Origin of the sequence: Cryobacterium sp. Y57 (genome assembly GCF_002929505.1) — a bacterium.
Classification (GTDB): Bacteria; Actinomycetota; Actinomycetes; order Actinomycetales; family Microbacteriaceae; genus Cryobacterium.
Window position 1 is genome coordinate 40,163 of sequence record NZ_PJJL01000069.1, and the last position, 22,134, is coordinate 62,296.

At 64.1% G+C, this 22,134-nt stretch carries 24 protein-coding genes; 22 read left to right on the forward strand and 2 right to left on the reverse strand.

Translation table 11 applies throughout. The features are described from left to right. The first annotated feature begins 21 nt into the window (after positions 1-21). From secY to map, 3 genes are all read left to right on the forward strand, one after another. A complete protein-coding gene (gene secY, locus CXY72_RS11685) occupies positions 22-1,344 on the forward strand; it encodes a preprotein translocase subunit SecY (protein ID WP_104127860.1) in 1,323 nt (440 codons plus the stop codon). Then, the gene (locus CXY72_RS11690) at positions 1,341-1,937 is read left to right on the forward strand and encodes an adenylate kinase (protein ID WP_104127861.1); all 597 of its coding nucleotides are present in this window, start codon (positions 1,341-1,343) and stop codon (positions 1,935-1,937) included. The genes secY and CXY72_RS11690 overlap by 4 nt, the downstream gene beginning before the upstream one ends. A 113-nt stretch (positions 1,938-2,050) precedes the next feature. Beyond that, positions 2,051-2,881: a type I methionyl aminopeptidase gene (gene map, locus CXY72_RS11695; protein WP_233197791.1), complete on the forward strand. Its 831-nt coding sequence runs from the start codon at positions 2,051-2,053 to the stop codon at positions 2,879-2,881. 3 nt (positions 2,882-2,884) lie between these two features. Here the strand turns inward: map and CXY72_RS11700 are convergent, their stop codons facing one another. Next, positions 2,885-4,813, reverse strand: a complete 1,929-nt coding sequence (locus CXY72_RS11700; RefSeq protein WP_104127862.1) for a BglG family transcription antiterminator — start codon at positions 4,811-4,813, stop codon at positions 2,885-2,887. Between the two features lie 171 nt (positions 4,814-4,984). Between CXY72_RS11700 and CXY72_RS11705 the strand changes: the two genes are divergently transcribed. From CXY72_RS11705 to CXY72_RS11775, 15 genes are all read left to right on the forward strand, one after another. Next, positions 4,985-5,296 carry a PTS sugar transporter subunit IIB gene (locus CXY72_RS11705; RefSeq protein WP_104127863.1) on the forward strand — a complete coding sequence of 104 codons (312 nt, stop codon included), beginning with the start codon at positions 4,985-4,987 and terminating at the stop codon, positions 5,294-5,296. A 53-nt stretch (positions 5,297-5,349) separates the two neighbouring features. Beyond that, positions 5,350-5,616, forward strand: a complete 267-nt coding sequence (locus CXY72_RS11710; RefSeq protein ID WP_104127864.1) for an HPr family phosphocarrier protein — start codon at positions 5,350-5,352, stop codon at positions 5,614-5,616. Positions 5,617-5,626: 10 nt separating this feature from the next. Beyond that, positions 5,627-7,342, forward strand: coding sequence for a phosphoenolpyruvate--protein phosphotransferase (gene ptsP / locus CXY72_RS11715; RefSeq protein WP_104127865.1), 1,716 nt, complete (start codon positions 5,627-5,629; stop codon positions 7,340-7,342). Beyond that, positions 7,339-8,829, forward strand: a complete 1,491-nt coding sequence (locus tag CXY72_RS11720; RefSeq protein ID WP_104127866.1) for a PTS mannitol transporter subunit IICB — start codon at positions 7,339-7,341, stop codon at positions 8,827-8,829. Before ptsP ends, CXY72_RS11720 begins: the two co-directional genes overlap by 4 nt. Then, complete coding sequence (locus CXY72_RS11725; protein ID WP_104127867.1) at positions 8,826-9,263, forward strand: PTS sugar transporter subunit IIA; 438 nt, start codon at positions 8,826-8,828, stop codon at positions 9,261-9,263. The genes CXY72_RS11720 and CXY72_RS11725 overlap by 4 nt, the downstream gene beginning before the upstream one ends. Beyond that, positions 9,260-10,408, forward strand: coding sequence for a mannitol-1-phosphate 5-dehydrogenase (locus CXY72_RS11730; protein ID WP_104127868.1), 1,149 nt, complete (start codon positions 9,260-9,262; stop codon positions 10,406-10,408). Before CXY72_RS11725 ends, CXY72_RS11730 begins: the two co-directional genes overlap by 4 nt. Before the next feature lie 126 nt (positions 10,409-10,534). Next, positions 10,535-10,756 carry a translation initiation factor IF-1 gene (gene infA, locus CXY72_RS11735; RefSeq protein WP_035834638.1) on the forward strand — a complete coding sequence of 74 codons (222 nt, stop codon included), beginning with the start codon at positions 10,535-10,537 and terminating at the stop codon, positions 10,754-10,756. 67 nt (positions 10,757-10,823) lie between these two features. Beyond that, positions 10,824-10,937, forward strand: coding sequence for a 50S ribosomal protein L36 (gene rpmJ / locus CXY72_RS11740; RefSeq protein ID WP_035834639.1), 114 nt, complete (start codon positions 10,824-10,826; stop codon positions 10,935-10,937). A 155-nt stretch (positions 10,938-11,092) separates the two neighbouring features. Further along, complete coding sequence (rpsM, locus tag CXY72_RS11745) at positions 11,093-11,467, forward strand: 30S ribosomal protein S13 (protein ID WP_092449488.1); 375 nt, start codon at positions 11,093-11,095, stop codon at positions 11,465-11,467. Between the two features lie 46 nt (positions 11,468-11,513). Continuing rightward, positions 11,514-11,912, forward strand: a complete 399-nt coding sequence (gene rpsK, locus CXY72_RS11750; protein WP_092107270.1) for a 30S ribosomal protein S11 — start codon at positions 11,514-11,516, stop codon at positions 11,910-11,912. A 133-nt stretch (positions 11,913-12,045) separates the two neighbouring features. After that, entirely contained in the window at positions 12,046-13,035 is a 990-nt protein-coding gene (locus tag CXY72_RS11755; protein WP_092107272.1) for a DNA-directed RNA polymerase subunit alpha, read from the forward strand. Between the two features lie 50 nt (positions 13,036-13,085). After that, positions 13,086-13,646, forward strand: coding sequence for a 50S ribosomal protein L17 (rplQ, locus tag CXY72_RS11760; RefSeq protein ID WP_104127869.1), 561 nt, complete (start codon positions 13,086-13,088; stop codon positions 13,644-13,646). A gap of 87 nt (positions 13,647-13,733) precedes the next feature. Beyond that, on the forward strand, positions 13,734-14,777 hold the full coding sequence (locus tag CXY72_RS11765) for a GNAT family N-acetyltransferase (protein ID WP_104127870.1): 1,044 nt from the start codon (positions 13,734-13,736) through the stop codon (positions 14,775-14,777). A 38-nt stretch (positions 14,778-14,815) separates the two neighbouring features. Then, positions 14,816-15,859 (forward strand): GNAT family N-acetyltransferase, encoded by a 1,044-nt coding sequence (locus tag CXY72_RS11770; RefSeq protein ID WP_104127871.1) that lies wholly within the window; start codon positions 14,816-14,818, stop codon positions 15,857-15,859. Positions 15,860-16,016: 157 nt separating this feature from the next. Beyond that, positions 16,017-16,580, forward strand: coding sequence for an MmpS family transport accessory protein (locus CXY72_RS11775; RefSeq protein ID WP_104127872.1), 564 nt, complete (start codon positions 16,017-16,019; stop codon positions 16,578-16,580). Positions 16,581-16,601: 21 nt separating this feature from the next. On the opposite strand, the gene CXY72_RS11780 is transcribed toward CXY72_RS11775, so the two are convergent. Then, complete coding sequence (locus CXY72_RS11780; RefSeq protein ID WP_104127873.1) at positions 16,602-18,557, reverse strand: acyltransferase family protein; 1,956 nt, start codon at positions 18,555-18,557, stop codon at positions 16,602-16,604. 91 nt (positions 18,558-18,648) lie between these two features. On the opposite strand from CXY72_RS11780, the gene truA reads away from it, so the two are divergent. The 4 genes from truA (at position 18,649) to glmM (ending at position 22,095) form a co-directional block, all read left to right on the forward strand. Then, positions 18,649-19,599: a tRNA pseudouridine(38-40) synthase TruA gene (truA, locus tag CXY72_RS11785; RefSeq protein ID WP_233197792.1), complete on the forward strand. Its 951-nt coding sequence runs from the start codon at positions 18,649-18,651 to the stop codon at positions 19,597-19,599. 132 nt (positions 19,600-19,731) lie between these two features. Beyond that, positions 19,732-20,178 carry a 50S ribosomal protein L13 gene (rplM, locus tag CXY72_RS11790; RefSeq protein ID WP_104127874.1) on the forward strand — a complete coding sequence of 149 codons (447 nt, stop codon included), beginning with the start codon at positions 19,732-19,734 and terminating at the stop codon, positions 20,176-20,178. 50 nt (positions 20,179-20,228) lie between these two features. Further along, positions 20,229-20,714, forward strand: coding sequence for a 30S ribosomal protein S9 (gene rpsI, locus CXY72_RS11795; protein ID WP_092107287.1), 486 nt, complete (start codon positions 20,229-20,231; stop codon positions 20,712-20,714). Positions 20,715-20,733: 19 nt separating this feature from the next. Continuing rightward, positions 20,734-22,095: a phosphoglucosamine mutase gene (gene glmM / locus CXY72_RS11800; RefSeq protein ID WP_104127875.1), complete on the forward strand. Its 1,362-nt coding sequence runs from the start codon at positions 20,734-20,736 to the stop codon at positions 22,093-22,095. Positions 22,096-22,134: the final 39 nt, after the last annotated feature.

Consider the following 22,134-nt stretch of genomic DNA (forward strand, 5'->3'; position numbering starts at 1 on the left):
CGTAAAAATCTGGAGGCCTTCTTGTTCAGCGCCATTGCGCGGATTTTCCGCACACCCGACCTTCGTAAGAAGATCGGCTTCACCCTGGGCATCATTGCTCTGTTCCGTTTGGGCTCGTTCGTTCCGACCCCGTTCGTGGACTTCGCCAACGTGCAGTTGTGTCTCGCTGCCAACCAGGGCACGAGCGGCCTCTACGAGCTCGTCAACCTCTTCAGCGGTGGCGCCCTGCTCCAGTTGAGTGTCTTCGCACTCGGAATCATGCCGTACATCACGGCCTCGATCATCGTGCAGTTGCTGCGCGTGGTCATCCCCCACTTTGACACTCTGTACAAAGAAGGTGCAGCGGGCCAGAGCACCTTGACCCAGTACACCCGCTACCTGACCATCGCCCTGGGCATTCTGCAGTCGACCACACTGATCACCGTGGCCCGCAGCGGCGCCCTGTTCGGCACCTCCGCCAGTACCGAATGCACACAGCTGATCACCAACGACGCCTGGTACGCCATCATGCTCATGGTCATCACCATGACCGCCGGCACCGGTGTCATCATGTGGATGGGTGAGCTCGTCACCGAGCGCGGCGTCGGTAACGGCATGTCGCTCATGATTTTCATTTCGATCGCGGCGTTGTTTCCCGGCTCGCTGAGCGCCATCGGCAACCAGCAGGGACTGAATACCCTCATCATCGTGCTGATCGTGGGCATTCTGGTGGTCGCCGGCGTCGTCTTCGTGGAGCAATCGCAACGAAGAATTCCCGTGCAGTACGCCAAACGCATGGTCGGGCGTCGCACCTACGGCGGCAACAACACCTACATTCCGATTAAGGTCAACATGGCCGGTGTGATCCCAGTGATCTTCGCCTCCTCGCTGCTATACCTGCCGGCCCTACTCGCGCAGTTCAACCAACCGGCAGCAGGCACCGAAGCCCCGGCCTGGGTGGTGTGGATCTCGCAGAACCTCACCGGTGGCGACCAGCCGCTGTACATGGCAATGTACTTCCTGCTCATCATCGGATTCACCTACTTCTACGTCGCCATCACGTTCAATCCCGAAGAAGTCGCCGACAACATGAAGAAGTACGGCGGGTTCATTCCCGGCATCCGCGCTGGCCGCCCGACCGCCGAGTACCTCGACTTCGTGCTGACGCGCATCACTCTTCCCGGCTCGATCTACCTGGGCCTGATCGCTCTGATTCCGCTGATCGCATTCTCGGTTGTCGGCGCCGACCAGAACTTCCCGTTCGGCGGCGCGAGCATTCTGATTATCGTCGGCGTGGGGCTCGAGACGGTCAAGCAGATCGACTCGCAACTACAGCAGCGACACTACGAGGGGCTTCTTAAATGACGCGTTTACTGTTGATCGGCCCACCCGGCGCGGGCAAGGGCACGCAGGCCGAGCGCCTGGCGCTGGCCTGCGAAGTTCCCGCCATCTCCACCGGCGACATCTTTCGCTACAACGTGACCAACAAAACCGAGCTTGGGCTCGAGGTCAAGTCGTTCATCGATGCTGGTGCCTACGTGCCGGACACCCTCACCAACGCGATCGTTGCAGACCGACTGAAAGAAGCGGATGCTGCCGGCGGCTTTCTCCTCGACGGCTACCCGCGTACGACCGATCAGGTCGCTGAGCTCGACCGTCTGCTCAGTGCCGAGGGCACCCAGTTGGATATCGTGGTGCTGATCACGGCCGACACCGACGAAGTTGTCTCGCGGCTGCTCAAGCGTGCTGTCGAGCAAGGCCGCGCGGACGACACGGCCGACGTCATCCGTCACCGTCTTGACGTCTACGCCGAGCAGACCGCTCCCTTGATCGACGTCTACAGCGCCCGCGGCCTCGTGGTCACCATCGACGGTCTCGGCGCCGTGGAAGAGGTCACCGAACGCATTCTTGCTGCGCTGACCGAACGCGGCCTGTGCGCCAGCGCCCCCACGACCTGAACGAGGTTTTTTAGCCGTTTTGGGCCGGGCCTCACGGCCCGGCCCATCATCATGTGCACAACCAGGTACATAAAATATCGCTCCCGTCTTCGGAGCTAGTTTGTAGGAAATCAGTGAGTCTTCGTCGTTCCATCTATAAGAATCCAGCCCAGCTGCGCCTCATGGTCGCGCCCGGTCTGGCCACCGCGGCATCGCTTCGGGCTGCCCGCGCGGCCATGGTCGTCGGCGCGACCACTCTCGACATCGACGCTGCGGCCGAGGCCGCGATCGTGGCGCTGGGCGGCAAGCCCAATTTCAAGCTCGAAGAGGGCTACCACCACACCGTGTGTGCGTCGGTGAACGATGACGTGGTGCACGGCATCCCCTCCGCACGCCGACTCGGCGCCGGCGACATCGTCTCGATCGACAGCGGCGCGATCATCGAGGGCTGGAACGGCGACGCCGCGTTCACCTTCGTGCTTCCCGATCCATCACGGCCCGAAGTCGTGGCCGAACGCCAGAAGCTGTCCGACGTGACCGAGCAGTCGCTCTGGCACGGTATCGCCCGACTGCACACTGCCCGGCACCTGAACGAGGTGGGTGATGCCATCGAAGACTATGTGGAATCGCAGGGCACCTACGGGATCCTCACCGACTACGTCGGCCACGGCATCGGCCGGTCGATGCACGAGGCCCCGCCGGTGTTCAACTACCGCGTGCGCCAGAAGGGTCCCGACGTGAAGCCGGGCCTGGTCGTCGCCATCGAGCCGATGGTCGTGCTCGGATCGATCGATACCTACACCCGCGAAGACGACTGGACCGTTGCCACGAGCGACGGCCTGGCCGCCGCGCACTGGGAACACAGCATCGCCGTACACAAGGACGGAATCTGGGTACTGACCGCTGAAGACGGCGGAGCCGCCGGCCTCGCCCCGTTCGGCATCGTTCCCGTTCCGATCCTCTAGGGTCTATTGGTCGATGAGGTGCACGAGCTCGTCGATGAACGACGGGAAGTCCACCGAGCGCTTGATGAGACGCTGCACATCGGCGCGCTCGGTGAAGACCTCGACGAACTGGTCGAAGATGGACTGGAACGACGCCCGCCCGGCAGCGCTGAAAGCGATCAGGGCCACGACGTTGACACGGGTGTCACCCCAGGGCATGGGGGAGTCGTTGACCGCGATGGCAATGGACGTCTGCTGCGCGGTCATGGCCATGGCGTGGGGAACGGCGAGGTGGTCGGTGAACGCGGTCGACGATAGCCGTTCGCGCTCGATAGCACCGTCAACATAGCTGGGGTCGATGAGTCCGCGCGCGACCATGCGGCCGCCCAGCTCACGGATCATCGCCTCCTCGTCGGGGGCGGTGAAGTTACGCAGGTACAGGGACTCGTCGAAAAACTGCAACAGGTCATTCTTGATGTGCGAGCGCCGACGAACCCGGCGCACACGGATGGCCGCCTCGCGAATTCGGTGCACGTCGCGTTCCGTGAGGAACGGCTGGATGACGATCACGCCGTCGGCCGGAACCGGCGGCTCAATCGTGGTCAGCACGAGGTCGGCGTGAAGGTCTGCCCACGGCACGTCACTGCGCGTGATCTGGTCCACGATCATCAAGTCATCGCCGAGCACCCGTTCAATGCGCTGACGTAACTGCACGTGCATCGTGTAGTAGTTGGGGCAGACGATCACGCAGGAGACGAGTTGCTCGGATGGGGAATGCTGTTCCAGGTAGGACCCGACGTGCATCGCGATATAGGCGATCTCGTCATCGTTGATCTGGATCTGCTCGTGACGCTGCAGTTCGCTCGCGATGAACACAGCGAGTTCGTAGATCATCGGATAGGCGGTCTTGATCGAGCGGGTGAGCGGGTTCCGTGAGTAATCCCGCACCTGGGCGCGATCGATGAGGTTGCCTACGTGCAGCGTGAGTCGGGTGATGAAATCTTCGTCGGCCAGGTCGACAAGGTATTCCTCGCTGGCCTGAGCCACGATGCGTCGCACAACTTCGAGGTCACCGGCGCAGGCGACGGTTGCGCTGATCGCGTCGGTGGCCTCGTCATGTCCGGGCGTCACCACCCGGATCTGGAGAAGGAGCACGAGATAGGCGAGATCGGTGACATCCAGCACGACGCCGAAATGGGTGTCGATGAGACTGGCCAACGCCACCGTGAGGGGTGCACCGTCGGCTGGTGCGTCGTCGGCTGGTGCATCGTCGGCTCGGGCGGCGGCGCGTTTGCTCACCCGGTCCACGGCGATGGCCACGTGCAGCAGAACATTATTGGTGCCGTACTCATTCACAAAATAACCCTGGGCGTTGAGCATGGCGATCAGGTCGGTCTTGAACGCACCGAGGCTGTCGGACGCGAATTCCTTCTGGATCGCCGCGAGTTCGAGAAAACCACGGGCGAACTCCTCCCGGAACATCCGGCTGATCAGATGGCGCCGGTCGGTTTCGGATCCGAGGAGGGTCACCCTGCTGCCGTGGCGAGCCAGGGAGAGTCCCGTGCCTGGCAGCAGTGCGCGCACTCGGGATAGATCGGCCTCGACGGTAGAGTCGCTCACGAACGTGTCGGCCGCGAGCTCATAGACATCGAGGCCTTCGGCCGAGTCGATGACGCGACGAACCAGCTGGTACAGACGGCGCTGCGGCGTGTCGTTCTCGGGGTGCCGCCCCGGCGGTACTGCACGGAATGCCGTGTAGGCCTCGTGGTTGACACGGTAGCCGGCCGGCCCCGATTCGATCACCTCGAGCGGATCCGCCGCCGCCTTCACACTCGTGACGTAGCTGCGCACCGTGCGAGCAGTCACGCCGAGGTGTTCGCCCAGTTCACCCGCCGTGACCCAGTCCGGGGAGCGGAAGAGATAGTCGAGCATCCTCGATTGCTTGTCGCTCATTGTGCCTTGTTCTGTGCCTTGTTCTCTGTCGTACGCGGTCCCAACACCTTGATCTTATCCGCCGAACCCGAGCTTTTCCGGGGGTGCGGAAACGAGTCTGGTGGCCCCCGGACGAGGTGCCCGGCAGAATTTATTGAGCGTGTTGTGCGTCGACGACGAAAGGGTAAACCGATGAGGATTCATATTGTGTGTGGCGCCGGTGCGTCCAGCACGTTCGTGGCGGTGCGGCTGCGCAAGAGCGCGGCGGCCCGAGGCATTGCGGCTCAGGTGACCGCCGGAAGCGAATCAGATCTGGCGAGCATGCTGCCGGTCATCGATGTGCTTCTTGTGGGTCCGCATCTGGAAGCGCTGTTCGCCCGGATCCAGCAGCAGGCCGCAGCGGCCGGCGTGCAGGCCAGCCTGATGTCCCCGACGGTCTTCACCGCCCGCGATGGCGAAGAGGCCCTCGACCTGGTCCTCGTGATCGCCGGCACCCGTTCATGACGCGGGGAAACCAACCCATGCTGCACCACTCAGACGCAACGAAAGGCACCGCAATGCTCGAACGAACGGTTCTCATCGGCTCGACCAACGGACTGCACGCCCGTCCGGCGAAACTCTTCAGCCAGGCCGCCGCGGCAGCGGGTATTCCCGTCACGCTCACCAAGACCGGCGGCAAGACCGTGAACGCCGCGAGCATCCTCGGCGTCATCTCCCTCGGCATCGGCCACGGCGACGAGGTCACCCTTGCGGCCGATGGTGACACGGCCGAGACTCTCCTCGACGAGCTGGCCCGGCTGCTGCTCATCGACCACGACGCTTAAGGAATCCGTTATGGAACTGCAGGGAATCGGAATCGGCCAGGGTGTCGTCGTGGGCCGTGTCGTGCGCATGCCCGACCCGCTGCCCGACCCCGTCGCCGCGCCCAGCGCGCTGACCCCGGCGGAAGAGGGCGTCCGGGTCGCCGCAGCCCTCAGCGCCGTCGCCGCCGACCTCCTCGCCCGCGCAGCGCGGGCCGGCGGAGTGGCCGGCGAGGTGCTCGAGGCCCAGTCCATGATGGCCGAGGACCCCAGCCTCGTTGACGACGTCACGCTGCGGCTCGCCGCCGGCGCGACTGCCGAGCGAGCGGTCTTCGAAGCCTTCGCGGCCTTTCGCGACATGCTGACCGGGCTCGGCGGCTACCTGGCCGAGCGAGCGGGCGACCTCGACGACGTCTCCCAGCGAGTAGTCGCGCGTCTTTTCGGAGTCTCGGCGCCCGGGGTACCCGACCGGGGACATCCGTTCATTCTCGTGGCTCGCGACCTGGCTCCGGCCGACACCGCCACCCTCGACCTGAGCCAGGTGCTCGGCCTCATCACCCTCGACGGTGGTCCCACCTCGCACACCGCGATTTTGGCACGCGAGAAGTCAATCGTGGCTATTGTGCGCACGAACGGTGCGGGTGACCTCACCGATGGCGACGAGGTCATTCTCGACGCCGCGAACAACCTGGTGATCACCTCCCCCCGTGCCGATCAACTCGTTGAGGCGCACGCCCGTGTGGCTGCTCGGGCTGCCCGCGCGCTCGCGCCGCTGTCGCCGGGCCGCCTCGCAGACGGCACCCCCATTCCACTGCTGTCGAACCTCGGGTCGGCCGATGGAGCGGCTTCGGCGCTCGCCCTCGGCGCGGAGGGCGTTGGCCTGTTCCGCACCGAATTCCTGTTTCTCGACGCCGCCACCGCACCGACCGTGGCCGAGCAGCGCGCCGAATACGAGCGGATGCTGCGCGCCTTCCCCGGCAAGAAGGTCGTCGTGCGGGCGTTGGATGCCGGGGCGGACAAGCCGCTGGCCTTCCTCAACAACGCCCGCGAAGAAAACCCGGCCCTCGGCCTGCGGGGACTGCGCGCGCTGCGCGCATCCGAACAGATTTTGCGCGACCAACTGGAAGCGCTCGCCCAGGCGGACGCCGCCACCGACGCTGACCTGTGGGTGATGGCCCCCATGGTCGCCACCGTCGAAGAGACCCGCTACTTTGTGGCACTCGCGCGCGAGCTCGGGCTCAAGACCGCCGGGGTGATGATCGAGATCCCCGCCGCCGCTCTTCTCGCCGATCGTATTCTGCAGCATGCCGACTTCGCCTCGATCGGCACGAACGACCTCACCCAGTACACGCTCGCGGCCGACCGCCTGCTCGGCTCTGTGGCCGCCTTCCAAGACCCCTGGAACCCTGCTGTACTGCGCCTGGTGGCCGAGGTCGGTGCCGCCGGTGCCGCGCTCGGCAAGCCCGTCGGCGTGTGCGGTGAGGCCGCCGCGGATCCGCTGCTCGCCGTGGTGCTCGTCGGCCTGGGCGCAACGAGCCTCTCGATGTCAGCCTCGGCCCTCGCCGACGTGCGAACGGTCCTGGCGGACTTCACCAGTGAGCAGGCCCGGTTGTTGGCCGAGCTTGCCCTCGCAGCCGAGGATGCGGCATCCGCCCGCGAAGTGGTCACGACCCAGGCTGCCAAATTTCTTGATTCATCTTCTCGTTGTGAACCTTCCCTTACAGCACACCCTAGAAAGGTACTGAAATGACGACGACGTCAGCCGACACCAAGCGCACGGGCACTCGCGTGCACGTGCAACGCTTTGGCACATTCCTCAGCGGAATGGTCATGCCCAACATTCCCGCCTTCATCGCGTGGGGACTGATCACCGCGCTGTTCATCCCCACCGGATGGACCCCCAACGAGACGTTCGCAACCCTCGTCGACCCGATGATCATCTACATGCTGCCGCTATTGATCGCCAACACGGGTGGCCGCATGATCTATGACACCCGCGGTGGCGTGATCGCCACGATCGCCACGATGGGTGTGATCGTCGGCAGCAGCATACCGATGTTCATCGGAGCCATGATCGTAGGTCCGCTCGCCGCCTACCTCCTCAAGAAGGTCGACAGCATCTGGGAGGGCAAGATCAAGGCCGGCTTCGAGATGCTCGTGAACAACTTCACGGCGGGAATCCTCGGCGCCATCCTCGCCCTCGGCGCGTTCGTCGGCATCGCTCCGCTCGTGACCGGGCTGAGCAAACTGCTCGAAACCGGTGTCGACTTTTTGATCGCCAACGGATTGCTGCCCCTCGCGAGCATCCTGATCGAACCGGGCAAGGTACTCTTCCTCAATAACGCCATCAACCATGGCGTGCTCACCCCGCTCGGCGTGCAGCAGGTATCCGACACCGGCAAATCGATCCTGTTCCTGCTCGAAGCCAACCCTGGTCCCGGACTGGGAATCCTGCTCGCGTTCACAATCTTTGGAACCGGCATCGCCCGGGCCAGTGCGCCCGGCGCGATCATCATCCAGTTCCTCGGCGGCATCCACGAGATCTACTTCCCCTACGTGCTCATGAAGCCGATCCTCATTCTGGCCGCCATTGGCGGCGGTATGACCGGTGTGGCCATCAACGTGGCGTTCGCCACCGGCCTGCGTGCTCCCGCCTCGCCCGGCAGCATCTTCGCCGTGCTCTTCCAGACGTCGCCGGACAGCTACATCGGCGTCATCCTGTCGGTCATCGGTGCGGCAGCGGTCTCCTTCCTGATCGCCGCCGTCATCCTGCGCGCCGGCCGTCGCCGTGACCTCGCTGATGGTGCCGGCCTCGACCTGACCGCCGCCGTGGCGAAGACCCAGGCCAACAAGGGCAAATCCAGTTCGGTGCTCGGCAACCTCGTCGGCTCCACCGCAACGGATGCCGCAGCCGGCGGCACCGCCCCCACCCGCGATTTCCGCAACATCGTGTTCGCCTGCGACGCCGGAATGGGCTCGAGTGCGATGGGCGCCTCCGTGCTGCGCAACAAGATCAAGAAGGCCGGCATCGTGGGAATCACGGTGACCAACCAGGCCATCGCCAACCTCGACGGCAGCGCCGACCTCGTGATCACGCACCAGGATCTGACCGACCGTGCGCGGGCCAAGTCACCCGACTCCGTGCATGTCTCCGTCGACAACTTCATGAACAGCCCGAAGTACGACGAAGTCGTGGGCATGCTGGAGCACCAGACCAACGAAGGAGTCATCTCATGAGCCAGATCCTCGAACCCCGTAACCTGATTGCCCGCGGTACGGCCCGCACGCGCGACGAGGCGATTCGCGAGGCCGGCGGCCTGCTCGTGGCGTCCGGCGCTGTGAGCGACGACTACGTGGCGTCCATGTTCGAGCGCGAAGCATCCGTTTCGACGTACATGGGCAACTTCCTGGCCATCCCGCATGGCACGAACGACGCGAAGGAGTCCATCCTGCGCTCCGCCCTATCGCTCGTGCGCTATGCCGAACCGATCGATTGGAACGGTCAGCCGGTGCGCTTCGCCGTGGGCATCGCGGGGCTCAACAACGAGCACCTCGAGATTCTCTCCAAGATCGCCATCGTGTTCTCCGACGAAGACGAGGTGGCCAAACTCTTCGACGCCGGCACGGCCGAAGAGATCTACGCCCTGCTCGAAGAGGTCAACGCAGAATGAAGGCTATTCACTTCGGCGCGGGCAACATCGGGCGCGGCTTTGTCGGACTCCTGCTGCACGAAGCGGGGTACGAGGTGGTCTTCGCCGACGTGAATTCGACCCTCATCGACGCGCTGCACGCCGCACCCAGCTATGAGGTGCACGAGAAGGGGGAGGGGGCCCGCCAGCACACGGTGACGGGGTTCCGCGCCATCAACAGCGCCACCGACAGCGACGCGTTGATCGAGGAGATCGCCACGGCCGACATCGTGACGACGGCCGTCGGACCGAACATCCTCAAGTTCGTCGCCCCGCTCATCGCGGCGGGGCTGGCTCGCCGGGCCGTGTCGCTGCCGCCGCTGGCCGTGATGGCGTGCGAGAACGCCATCAACGCCACCGACCTTCTCGCCGAGCACGTGCACAGCCACGTGACCGGTGCCGACTGGCCGGCCGTCTCGGCGCGCGCCGCCTTCGCGAATACGGCCGTCGACCGCATCGTGCCCAATCAGGCGGCGGATGCGGGCCTGACGGTGACGGTGGAGGCCTTCTACGAGTGGGTCATCGAGCGCGGCGCATTCGGCGATGCGGTTCCGGTCATTCCGGGAGCCACATTCGTGGACAACCTCCTGCCCTATATCGAGCGCAAGCTCTTCACGGTGAACACCGGGCACGCCACCATCGCCTACCTCGGCAGCCGGGCCGGCGTCCGTACGATCGCCGAGGCGCTTGACGTGCCGGCTGTCGTGCTCACCGCCCGCGCCGTGCTCGAAGAGACATCGGCGCTGCTCGTTGCCAAGCACGGACTCGACGAAGCAGCCCAGCGCGCCTACCGTGAGAAGATTCTCGTTCGGTTCAGTAATCCGGCCCTGCTCGACACCGTCGAACGAGTGGGCCGCCAGCCGCTGCGCAAGCTCAGCCGCAACGAACGGTTCATCGGCCCGGCCGCGGAATTGATCGAATCGGGCCTCATGCCCGAGGCGCTTGTGGGCGCCATCGGTGCGGTGCTGCGCTTTGACGTTGCGGCCGACGAGCAGAGTGTCGAGCTGCAACGGATGCTCCGAGTCGAAAGCGCAGAGCAGGTGGTTCTGCAGGTCTGCGGGCTCGATGCGGCGCATCCACTTTTCGCCTTGGTCGTGCGTGAAGTACGACGCGCGCAGGGATTATAGGGCTGAATTGCCAAAAGGCAATCTCATACCATAAGATTGACCCTTGGTGTCTGGTGTCGCCCCTTTCGGGCGTGTCCAGCATCAATCCCGCATGACCAGCAATCAATACAGAGCGACAGTGAGGGTATGGCCAAAAAAGACGGTGTCATCGAAATCGAGGGCGCAGTAGTCGAAGCTCTGCCCAACGCGATGTTTCGCGTTGAGCTGTCAAACGGCCACCGAGTTCTTGCCCACATCTCGGGCAAGATGCGTCAGCACTACATCCGCATCCTCCCGGAGGACCGCGTGATCGTCGAGTTGAGTCCTTACGATCTGACCCGTGGCCGGATCGTCTACCGCTACAAGTAACGGCTGCTGTAAGTAACGGCCCGCGGCATCCCGAGGGTACGAAGACAGCGAAAAACAAGGAATCACCATGAAGGTCAAGCCCAGCGTCAAAAAAATCTGTGACAAGTGCAAGGTCATCCGCCGTAACGGCAACGTGATGGTCATCTGCGAGAACCCGCGTCACAAGCAGCGCCAGGGATAAATCCGTTGCGACTTGTCGCTTCGAGATTTACCTGAGTACACGCACGAAATAAGCACAGATAGATAGCAGTTCCGGGAGCCCTTCGGGGTGACACCATCGGCTGGAGGCCGGTGTACAGGAGCTGTTACAGACCTCCATCACTAACAGGAGACACAATGGCACGTCTAGCCGGCGTCGACATCCCGCGCGATAAGCGCGTGGAAGTTGCATTGACTTACATTTACGGTGTTGGCCGTACGAGGGCCCTCAAGACCCTCGCCGACACTGGAATCGACGGAAACATCCGCGTCAAGGATTTGAGCGACGACCAGCTCGTCCTTCTCCGCGACTACGTCGAGGGTACCTTCAAGGTTGAGGGTGACCTCCGCCGTGAGGTTGCCGCTGACATCCGCCGCAAGGTTGAAATTGGCAGCTACGAGGGCATTCGCCACCGCAAGGGCCTGCCCGTTCGCGGTCAGCGCACCAAAACCAACGCTCGCACCCGCAAGGGCCCGAAGCGCACCGTAGCCGGCAAGAAGAAGGCGCGCTAGGCCCTCGGCCTAGCCCGCTAACGCCTTTAGGATTCAGGAGAAATTCATGGCACAACCCAAGTCGGCCGTACGGAAGCCGCGTAAGAAAGAAAAGAAGAACGTTGCTGTGGGCCAGGCCCACATCAAGAGCACCTTCAACAACACGATCGTGTCGATCACCGACACGACCGGAGCCGTCATCAGCTGGGCCTCGTCTGGCCAGGTTGGTTTCAAGGGTTCGCGCAAGTCGACCCCTTTCGCAGCTCAGCTTGCGGCCGAATCGGCCGCCCGCCAGGCGCAGGAACATGGGATGAAGAAGGTTGACGTCTTCGTCAAGGGACCCGGTTCGGGCCGCGAGACCGCGATCCGTTCGCTTCAGGCCGCTGGCCTCGAGGTCGGTTCGATCAACGACGTGACGCCCCAGGCTCACAACGGATGCCGTCCGCCGAAGCGCCGCCGCGTCTAAAGCACACGCTGTCATCTCGACGGGCTCGGTACTTGATTGTTACCGAGCCCCGTCGAGACTCTTTTCTTTCACTTTTCACTCTCTCGTCATTGCAAGTGTCATATAGCGGACACTTAGCCGAAAGGAATCAACAGTGCTTATTGCACAGCGTCCAACGCTCACCGAAGAGAACATCTCGGAGTTCCGTTCACGGTTCATCATTGAGCCGCTCGAACCTGGCTTCGGCTATACCCTCGGCAACTCGCTTCGCCGTACCCTGCTCTCCTCGATCCCGGGCGCTGCTGTAACCAGCATCCGTATCGATGGCGTGCTGCATGAGTTCAGCACCGTTCCCGGTGTGAAGGAAGATGTCACTGAGATCATCCTGAACATCAAGGGCCTCGTCGTTTCGAGCGAGCACGACGAGCCCATCACCGCGTACCTGCGCAAGCAGGGCGCCGGCCAGGTTACCGCCGCTGACATTTCGGCTCCGGCCGGCGTCGAGGTGCACAACCCGGAACTGGTCATCGCAACCCTCAACGACAAGGCGAAGTTCGAACTCGAACTCACCATTGAGCGTGGCCGTGGTTACGTCTCCAGCACCCAGAACCGCAACGAGTTCTCCGAAGCCGGCCAGATTCCGGTCGACTCGATCTACTCGCCCGTGCTCAAGGTGACCTACCGGGTCGAGGCAACTCGTGCCGGTGAGCGCACCGACTTCGATCGCCTCGTCGTGGACGTGGAGACCAAGTCGGCTATTTCGCCGCGCGACGCCATCGCATCCTCCGGTCGCACCCTGACCGAACTGTTCGGTCTGGCCCGCGAGCTCAACACCGCTGCCGAGGGCATCGAGATCGGCCCCGCGCCGGTTGACGCTGTGCTCTCGACCGAGCTTTCGATTCCGATCGAAGACCTCGACCTGTCGGTGCGCTCGTACAACTGCCTCAAGCGCGAAGGCATCAACAACGTCAGTGAACTGGTCGCCCTGTCGGAGACCCAGCTGATGAACATCCGCAACTTCGGGCAGAAGTCGGTTGACGAAGTGAAGGACAAGCTCGTTGAGCTCGGCCTGTCCCTGAAGGATTCGGTTCCCGGATTCGACGGCGCGCACTTCTACAGCGGCTACGAAGAAGAGACCATTTAAGGCTCGCGCTTCAACGCTGCCTTTCGATTTTTTGATACTGGAGATTACCAATGCCTAAGCCCACAAAGGGCCCCCGTCTCGGTGGCGGCCCGGCGCACGAGCGCCTCATGCTTGCGAACCTGGCCGCGGCCCTGTTCACCCACAAGTCGATCAAGACGACCGAGACCCGTGCCAAGCGCCTGCGTCCGCTCGCCGAGCGCATGGTGCAGTTCGCCAAGCGCGGCGACCTGCACGCGCGTCGTCGCGTCCTCGCGACGATCACCGACAAGACCGTCGTGCACGAGCTGTTCACGGTCATCGCCCCGCAGGTCAACGAGCGTCAGGGCGGTTACACCCGCATCACGAAGCTCGGTTTCCGCAAGGGTGACAACGCTTCGATGGTGCAGATGGAGCTCGTTCTCGAGCCCCTGACCCCCAAGGTCAAGCGTTCCAAGACCGCGACCGTTGCTGCGACTCCCGTGGGAAGCGACAACGTCGTTATCGACGACGTTGTAGCTGACGACGTTGCAGCTGACGACGTTGTCGTCGACGAGACCGTCGTAGCAGAAGACGTCGTAGCAGAAGACGTTGTTGCCGATGACGCAGCAGCCGATGAGGCCGACAAGAAGTAGCACCACCACCAAAGGGAGGGCCAACAGCTGTTGGCCCTCCCTTTTTGTGTATATGTCCGTCTCGCTTGCCGAAGATAGGGTTGAGAAATGGATCAACGCGAGACTGCCCTGGGTAAGCGCATCGGTACCGTCCCGGCTCCGGTGCTTCCGGTGCACCGGGACGTCCCTACGTGGCGGGCAGCCAGCAGCGACGACATCGACGATATCTGGCAGCTGCGCCGTGCCATGGGTGAAGTCGACCACCCCAACTACCTCACGGCGCGCGGCGCGATCGCCGCAGACTTCGGTTATTCTCATTTTCACCCGGAGCTCGACTCGCTGGTCGGCGTCGACGAGGCTGGCCGCATCGTCGCGGTCGGCATGGTCATGTTCCCGCCGCGTCAGGTGACTCTGGTGCGGTCGATGCCGATCGGCGGGGTGCACCCATCATTACGCGGCCGCGGCATCGGCCGCCAACTGCTGGCCTGGCAGCTGGGCCGGGCCAAACAGCAGCTCGCGTCGTCGACCAAGGCGCTGCCCGGTTGGATCCTCACCTATGCCGACGAACGCTCACCGCAGAACGCGGCCTTGTTCGAGCGCAGCGGCCTGACTCTCGAGCGCTATTTTCTCACTCTCGAGCGATCGCTGGATGCCCCGGTGCGCGTCGTCGACGCCGCCGACGGCATCCGCATCGCCGTCTACGTCCCCGCCGTCGCGACCGAAGTGCACGCCGCCCGCGACGACGCGTTCATGGACCACTGGGGCAGTCAGCCGATGAGTGACGAGAACTGGAACGCCTTCGTCGGCGGACAGTGGTTTCGTCCTGACCTTTCGTTTGTGGCCTACGGCACCGATTCGACCGGAACCGAACGGGTTGTCGGCTTCGTCCTGTCGACCGCGAACGAGAACGTCTGGGCCACCCAGGGTTTCACCGGCAGCTACATCGACCTGGTCGGTGTTGTGGGCGGATGGCGCGGCCGCCACATCGCACAGTCGTTGCTGGCCGCACAACTCGCCGCCGGGCAGGCTCTCGGGCATGAGCGGGTGACCCTCGCGGTCGACTCGGCCAGCCCCACCGGGGCCCTCGGCCTCTACACCGGCATGGGATTCGTGCCCACGCACCGCAAGCTGGCTTATACCCTCGAGTTCTAACCCTGGCCGCGTTCGGGGTGGCGTGGGTAGGGTGAGGCATGACCGTTCCCACGACTCCGCTCTCTGCGCGCGTGACTGCGCTCTCGTCGCTGCCTGTTCCCGACCATGCCGATGTCGCCCTGTGGCGGCCGGCGACAACCGCCGATACCGACGCCATCTGGCAGCTCGAAATAGCGATCGGCCGCGTCGACCACCCCAACTACGTTCGTGAGCGCGATGACGTGAGCGAGGCATTCACCTTCTCCTTCATTGACGTTGACGCCGACACCCTCGTCGGTTTCGACGCTGACGGGCGTCTCGTCGCCCACGGTCTCGTGCTGCTCCAACCGGGGCAGGAGACGCTGGTGAAATCCGACCTCGGCGGCGGGGTCCTGCCCGAAATGCGCGGCCGCGGCATCGGTCGCGAACTGCTGAACTGGCAGGTAGCCCGCGGTAAACAGCAACTGGCGACGTCCGACAAGCTGCTGCCCGGCTGGATCTCCACGTTCTGTGACGAGCGTGCCCCACAGAACGTCAGTCTCTATGAACAATTCGATCTCGTGCGCACCCGAAATTTTCTTACGCTTGACCGCATGCTCGCCGAGCCGATTCGTGAATTCGTGCTGGCCGCTGGCATCCGTTTGACGGGTTACACGCCGGAGTTGTCCACTGCCGTGCACGCCGCACGCGACGCGGCATTCATGGACCACTGGTCCAGCCAGCCGATTCCCGACGAAAGCTGGAACTCCTACGTGACCGGCCCCTCTTTCGTCGACGAGCTCTCGTTTGTTGCGTTCGGAACGGAACCCGACGGCAGTGAGCACGTCGTCGGTTTCATCATGTCGAGCGTCAACGAACAGGACTGGGCGGCGGCCGGCTACCGCAGCAGCTATATCGGGCTCGTCGGCGTGCTGAGCGGATGGCGCGGCCGGCACATCGCGCAGGCCCTGTTAGCGGCGCAGCTGGCCGCCAGCCGCGCCGCCGGGTACGAGCGGGCCACCCTCGATGTGGACTCGACGAGCCCGACCGGGGCGCTCCACCTGTACACGGGCATGGGCTTTTTCGCCACCAACCGGGAGTTCGCCTACGTGCTCGAGTTCTAACGGTCTTCTTCTTGTTTAGAGTTTCCCGTGAACTGTCTGTGCACTTACAATGAGACGTAACGTCCACGAGTAACGAAAGCCGGAGTGCACCAGTGCGCCTGATCCACAATTCCCCACCTGAAACCGGGCGTGAATTATCCTGTTTCTGATTCTTTCGGTGCTGGCCTTCGCGGCCACGTTCATTCCGGGGGTGAGCCCCTATGCGTGGGTGTGGGGGGTGGGACTCGCCTTCTTCAATTTCATCGTCTTCTTCTTCGGCAAAAACCGTTTCAGTTGGCAGCCGATCCTTGGGTTCGTCTTCTCTATTGGTGCCATTTTCATGGGCATGTTTATGACGATCGTCTTTGCCTCCTCCTCGATAGTCAATCCGGAACTGCGCGAGTCGGCCACACCGACAGCGGTCGATGTGCCCCCCGCCCGCAGTGCTGTCGTGGTTTACGAGCTCACGGGTGACTCGGATGCCGAGACGATCACCTTCAGCGTGCCGGGCGAATCGCACTCAGTCGCAACCGCGCAAGCACTGCCGTGGTCGGTGACCTTTGAGGTGGTGGTGGGCGGATCCGAACTTCAGACGCCGCTAGCGCTGAACGCACTTCTTGAACAATCCGCGACGACGGCAACCTGTCGCATCACGGTTGACGGTGTGGTGGTCTCGGAACACACGGGCGTGGGGAAATATGCTGTCGCCGACTGCGATCCTTCGGACACGTACTTGTTTTGAGCTCGCCTGCGCCTGCGGCTCTCAGCGGTACGGCGGCGAACTTTGCGCGTCGGGGTCGCGCATCAGCCAGCTGTTGTCCGGTAGCGGCGGCACCGCCGCGAGACGCTCCAGCGCGGCATGCACCGCATCGGCGTAAAGCTGACCGCCGGTTGGCCCCGGATGCACGTGATCGCCGGCCAGCAGGTCGAGTCGCCCCGCGATCGCGTCGTGCCAGTTCGCGAGCTCGACCCGACGATTGCCGGCAGCGAAATCAGCGAGCCGTGCGTTGACTGCGGCGGTCCAGTCGCGTTCAGCGTAAGCGTTCACGATCACGAGCCGCCGGTCGGGTCCGAGAATGCGCAGAATCTCGGTGAGTTCAGCGGTCGTGATCGGCCCGTTGGTGCCGAGGCCGATCACCACAACCGGCTGTAACTGGCCCGCCGCCGCGAGGGCCACCAATATGTCGTCTGCGGAATGCATCCCGCGGGAGACCGACGCGTCAACGGTCATCCCCGCAAAGGTAGTCTGCAACTCCGGGGCCGAGGCCAGCATGACCGAGTCGCCGATGGCGGTGATCGGGCCTTCGACCAGGGCGGGGGCAACGGCGGCTTGGCGGGCCGCCTCGGTGGCCGCAGCCTGCGCGGCGACCCGCGCCGCCGCATCCATTGCCCGCTGACCCCGTTCGATGCGCAGTTGCGCCGAGGTCTGCGCCGGCGCTGCGACAACGGCGGCCGTGGTGCCGCCGACCAGCAGCAGCGATAAAGCGGTCGTCGCCGCAACCAAGCGGCGGCGACGGGTAGGCCCGGTCCACAGGGCACCGATTCGACGGATGCTGCTACGCACGCCGAACCGCCGGATCGGCACTTCCAGCCAGCGATAGGACGCGCCGGCCACAAATACGGTGATGACCGAGGCGAGCAGACCGATCGGCAGCAGACTGCCGGCCGGGGACGACGCCGGCCAGAGCAGCTGGACCAGCACGAGCACCGGCCAGTGCCACAGGTAGATGCCGTAGGAGCGCTCACCGAGGTAGCGGAGCGGTGCTGCATCGAGCAGTGACCCGAACCGGCCACCGCGTACTCCCGCCCAGATGGCGACGGCGGTGGCCAGGGACACCGCAACGAGGCCGCCGCGGTAGGTTATGGAGCCGTCTTCCGGCAGCCAGAAGGCGCAGGCGATGATCGCCAGAATCGCGCCGCTGCCGAGCCACGGACGCATCCGGGGCAGTTCGTTGCGCTGCCCGCTCGGGCGGCGCAGCAGCAGGGCGAGGGCGGCGCCCGCGAATAAGCCGAAACTGTGCGTGTCCGAGCCGTAGTACACCCGGGTGGGGTCGGCGCCGGGCTGGTAGAGCACACCCATCCACAGGGCCGAGGCGACGAACAGTGTGGTGACGATGGCTAATCGCACGCGGGGACGACGAACCAGCAGGACGGCCATCAGCAGCAGCGGCCAGACCAGGTAGAACTGCTCTTCCACGGCAAGCGACCACAGGTTGCGCAGCAGTTCGGGTTCGTTGAGACTGAAATAGCTGGCGTCGTGTGCGATCGACACCCAGTTGTAGCCGAAAGTGCTGGCCCCGAGCAGTTGCCCGTCGAGACCCACGAGCACGTCGCCGCCAATGACAAACGCGATGGTGCAGCAGATCAGAACGACTGGAATGAGCGGGGGTACCAGTCGACGGGCGCGCCGTTGCCAGAACCGACGCAGGGAGATATGCCCGGTGTGAGTGTGCTCGGAAACAAGCAGACCGGTGATCAGAAAACCGCTGATGACGAAGAAAACGTCGACGCCGATGAAGCCGCCCGGCAGCATCGCGGGAAAGAAATGATACAGCGCGACGGCGATGACGGCGAGGGCGCGCAGGCCGTCGAGGCCGGCCAGTCGCCCCCTGCTCGGGGCGCTTTTCGGCCCCAGGACCGGTGTGTTCGCGGGGCCGATTGCGGACGATTCTAACCGAGTCCTCCCGGCGAACGGGAACGACAAGGGGGAACGAGTCATGGGCAACACAGGGTTTCTTGGCACTCTTTATGGGGGTGGGCCATAGGCCGGACTCAACGATAACCCGAGCGCGCCGCCTAGGCTTACCCTCGTGAATCTTTTCGTGCCCCGCGCCGCGAATGCAGCGCTCGGCTCCACGCGCATCCGCCTCGACCTTGCCTACGATGGCACCGATTTCACCGGGTGGGCCCGGCAGCCTGGCTTTCGCACCGTCCAGGCCGACATCGAAAATGGACTCGCGGGCATTCTGCAAAGCTTTCCTCCGCATCCCACCCTCATCGTCGCCGGCCGCACGGATGCGGGAGTGCACGCTCGTGGGCAGGTTGCCCATTTCGACCTCACTGCCGAACAAGCCCACTCCCTCGTGCGCATCCAGCGGGGCACCGGTAACCGCCCGCCGGTCGACCTCGGCACCGCTGTGCTGCGCCGCCTCGGCGGCATTCTCGTCACCAAGCCCGACATCGTGCTGCGCCGCGCCACGGTCGTGCCCGGCGGCTTCGATGCCCGGTTCTCGGCCATGTGGCGCCGCTACGAATATCGCATCGCGGACCCGCTCTCCCTGCGCGACCCGCAGCAGCGACTGCGCACGACCTGGCATCCGTTCACACTGGACCTCGCCGCGATGGACGCCGCAGCGGCGACATTGGTGGGCCTGCACGACTTTGCCGCATACTGCAAGCCGCGCCCGGGAGCGACGACCATTCGAACCGTGCAGGACTTTCGCTGGTACCGCGACGCCGACGAACTGATCATTGCCAGTATCAAAGCGGATGCTTTCTGCCACAGCATGGTGCGCGCCATGGTTGGTGCCTGCGTGGCAGTGGGGGAGGGGCGCCTCGACGGGAGTACCCTCGCCCACCTGCACTTCGACAAACACCGCATCAGCGAGTTCAAGGTGATGCAGGCGCACGGCCTCACGCTCATTGATGTCGGTTACCCCGATGACGCTTCCTTGGCACAGCGTGCCATCGACACGCGCAACCGAAGGTCACTGCCGACCGCTGCCCAAGTTGCGCCCACGGTCGGGGCCGACTATCGTTGACCCTTGGTGTCTGTGCGTTGCAGCGCGGCACCCGAACGTGAGCCCTCCATCGACAGTGTTCTCCTCACGAGAACACGCCCGGAGCGGGATTCACGAACACCTCCGTTCGAAAAAGAAGAAAGCAGCACAACAGTGACGCGCACTCACACCCCCAAGGCAAGCGAACTCCAGCACGACTGGGTTGTCATCGATGCCACCGATATCGTTCTCGGACGTCTGGCCAGCCACGCGGCAATCCTGCTGCGCGGCAAGCACAAGGCCACCTTCTCCCCGCACATGGACGGTGGCGACTTCGTCATCATCGTCAACGCTGAGAAGGTCGCACTCACCGGCAAGAAGCTCGACCTGAAGATCGCGTACCGCCACTCGGGTTACCCGGGCGGCCTCACGGCGACCAACTACTCCGAGATGCTCGAGAAGCACCCGACACGTGCGGTTGAAAAAGCGATTCGCGGCATGCTGCCGAAGAACTCGCTCGGTCGCGCCCAGCTCACCAAGCTGAAGGTGTACGCCGGCCCTGAGCACCCGCACTCCGCTCAGCAGCCCACGCCGTACACCCTCAGCCAGGTCGCGCAGTAGCGCCGGCAACCAGACTTCTCGACTCTTAGATAAAAAGGATTCCCATCATCGTGGCGAAGATCGCAGACCAGATTGACCAGGCTCCGGAGAGCTACTCCACCGAGACCCCGGCCGAAACCGTAACCAAGGCGCCCCGCGCCGTCCTCAACGTTCCCGGCGCAGCCGTCGGCCGTCGCAAGCAGGCTATCGCCCGCGTGCGTATCGTCCCCGGCTCCGGCACGATCGTTGTGAACGGCCGCGAGTTCGCCGACTACTTCCCGAACAAGCTGCACCAGCAGCTGATCAACGACCCGTTCAAGGTTCTCGACCTGCTCGGCTCGTACGACGTCATCGCCCGCATCACCGGTGGTGGCCCGTCCGGCCAGGCTGGCGCACTCCGCCTCGGCATCGCACGTTGCTTGAACCTGATCGACGAAGAGAACAACCGCGCCATCCTCAAGAAGAACGGCTTCCTCAGCCGCGACGCTCGCGTCAAGGAGCGTAAGAAGGCTGGACTCAAGAAGGCTCGTAAGGCACCTCAGTTCAGCAAGCGCTAACCGGATAGCCGACGACGATATGACTCGTCTGTTCGGCACGGACGGCGTTCGGGGCCTGGCCAACCGTGACCTCACGGCTGGCCTGGCCCTGAGCCTTGCCCAAGCCAGCGCCGCAGTGCTGACCAAGGGTCGTCGTGCCCAAGCACGCCTCGAAGCGGGCCGTCGGCCCGTAGCAGTGGTCGCCCGTGATCCGCGAATTTCCGGTGAATTTCTCAACGCTGCTGTCGCGGCCGGTTTGGCTTCCAGCGGCGTCGACGTCCTGGACGCCGGGGTCATCCCAACGCCCGCTGCAGCTTTTCTGATCAACGACATCGGCGCTGACTTCGGTGTGATGATTTCGGCCTCCCACAACGCGGCGCCCGATAACGGCATCAAGATCTTCGCCTATGGCGGAACCAAACTTCCCGACGACGTCGAGGACCGCATCGAGTCCTATATCGGTCGCGACACGCTGATGCCGATCGCCGGCGACGTGGGGCGTATTCGTCGTTTTGCTGACGCTGAAGACCGCTACGTGGTGCACCTGCTCACCACGTTGCCGCACCGCCTCGATGGCATCCACGTTGTGCTCGACTGCGCCCACGGCGCCGCCGCCGGCGTGTCGCCGCAGGTGTTCACGGATGCCGGTGCTCGCCTCACCGTGATCGGCGCCGACCCTGATGGTCTCAACATCAACGACGGCGTGGGCTCGACCCACCTCGACAACCTCGCGCGAGCCGTGCTCGAACACGGTGCCGACGTCGGGATTGCGCACGACGGCGACGCCGACCGGTGCCTCGCGGTGGACCGCGACGGCAACATTGTCGACGGCGACCAGATCATGGCGATCCTCGCCGTGTCGATGGCCGAACGAGGGGTGCTGAAAGACCGTACACTCGTGGCGACCGTCATGAGCAACCTCGGCCTGCGAAAGGCCATGGCGGCCAACGACATCACCGTGGTGCAGACCAAGGTCGGCGACCGATACGTGCTCGAAGAACTCAACGCCCACGGGTATTCCCTCGGCGGCGAACAGTCCGGCCACGTCATCATGACCAAGTACGCCACGACGGGGGACGGTATTCTCACCGGGCTTCACCTCGTGGCCGAAATGGCACGCACCGGTAAGACGCTGGCCGAACTGGCGTCCGTTATGACGGTATACCCGCAGATTCTGGTGAACGTGCGTGGGGTCAACCACACGGGTCTCGGCGCCGATGATGTCATCGCCCAAGCCGTCCTCACGGCCGAAGCCGAACTCGGCGACACCGGTCGTGTGCTGCTGCGTCCCTCCGGCACCGAGCCGATGGTGCGCGTCATGGTGGAAGCCGCCGACCAGCCCACAGCCGACCGCCTGGCACACTCCCTCGCCGACGTGGTGCGGGAGCGCCTGCCCCTCTAGCCCTACCGGCTCAGTACAGCTAGCCCGAAGGGACGGGGC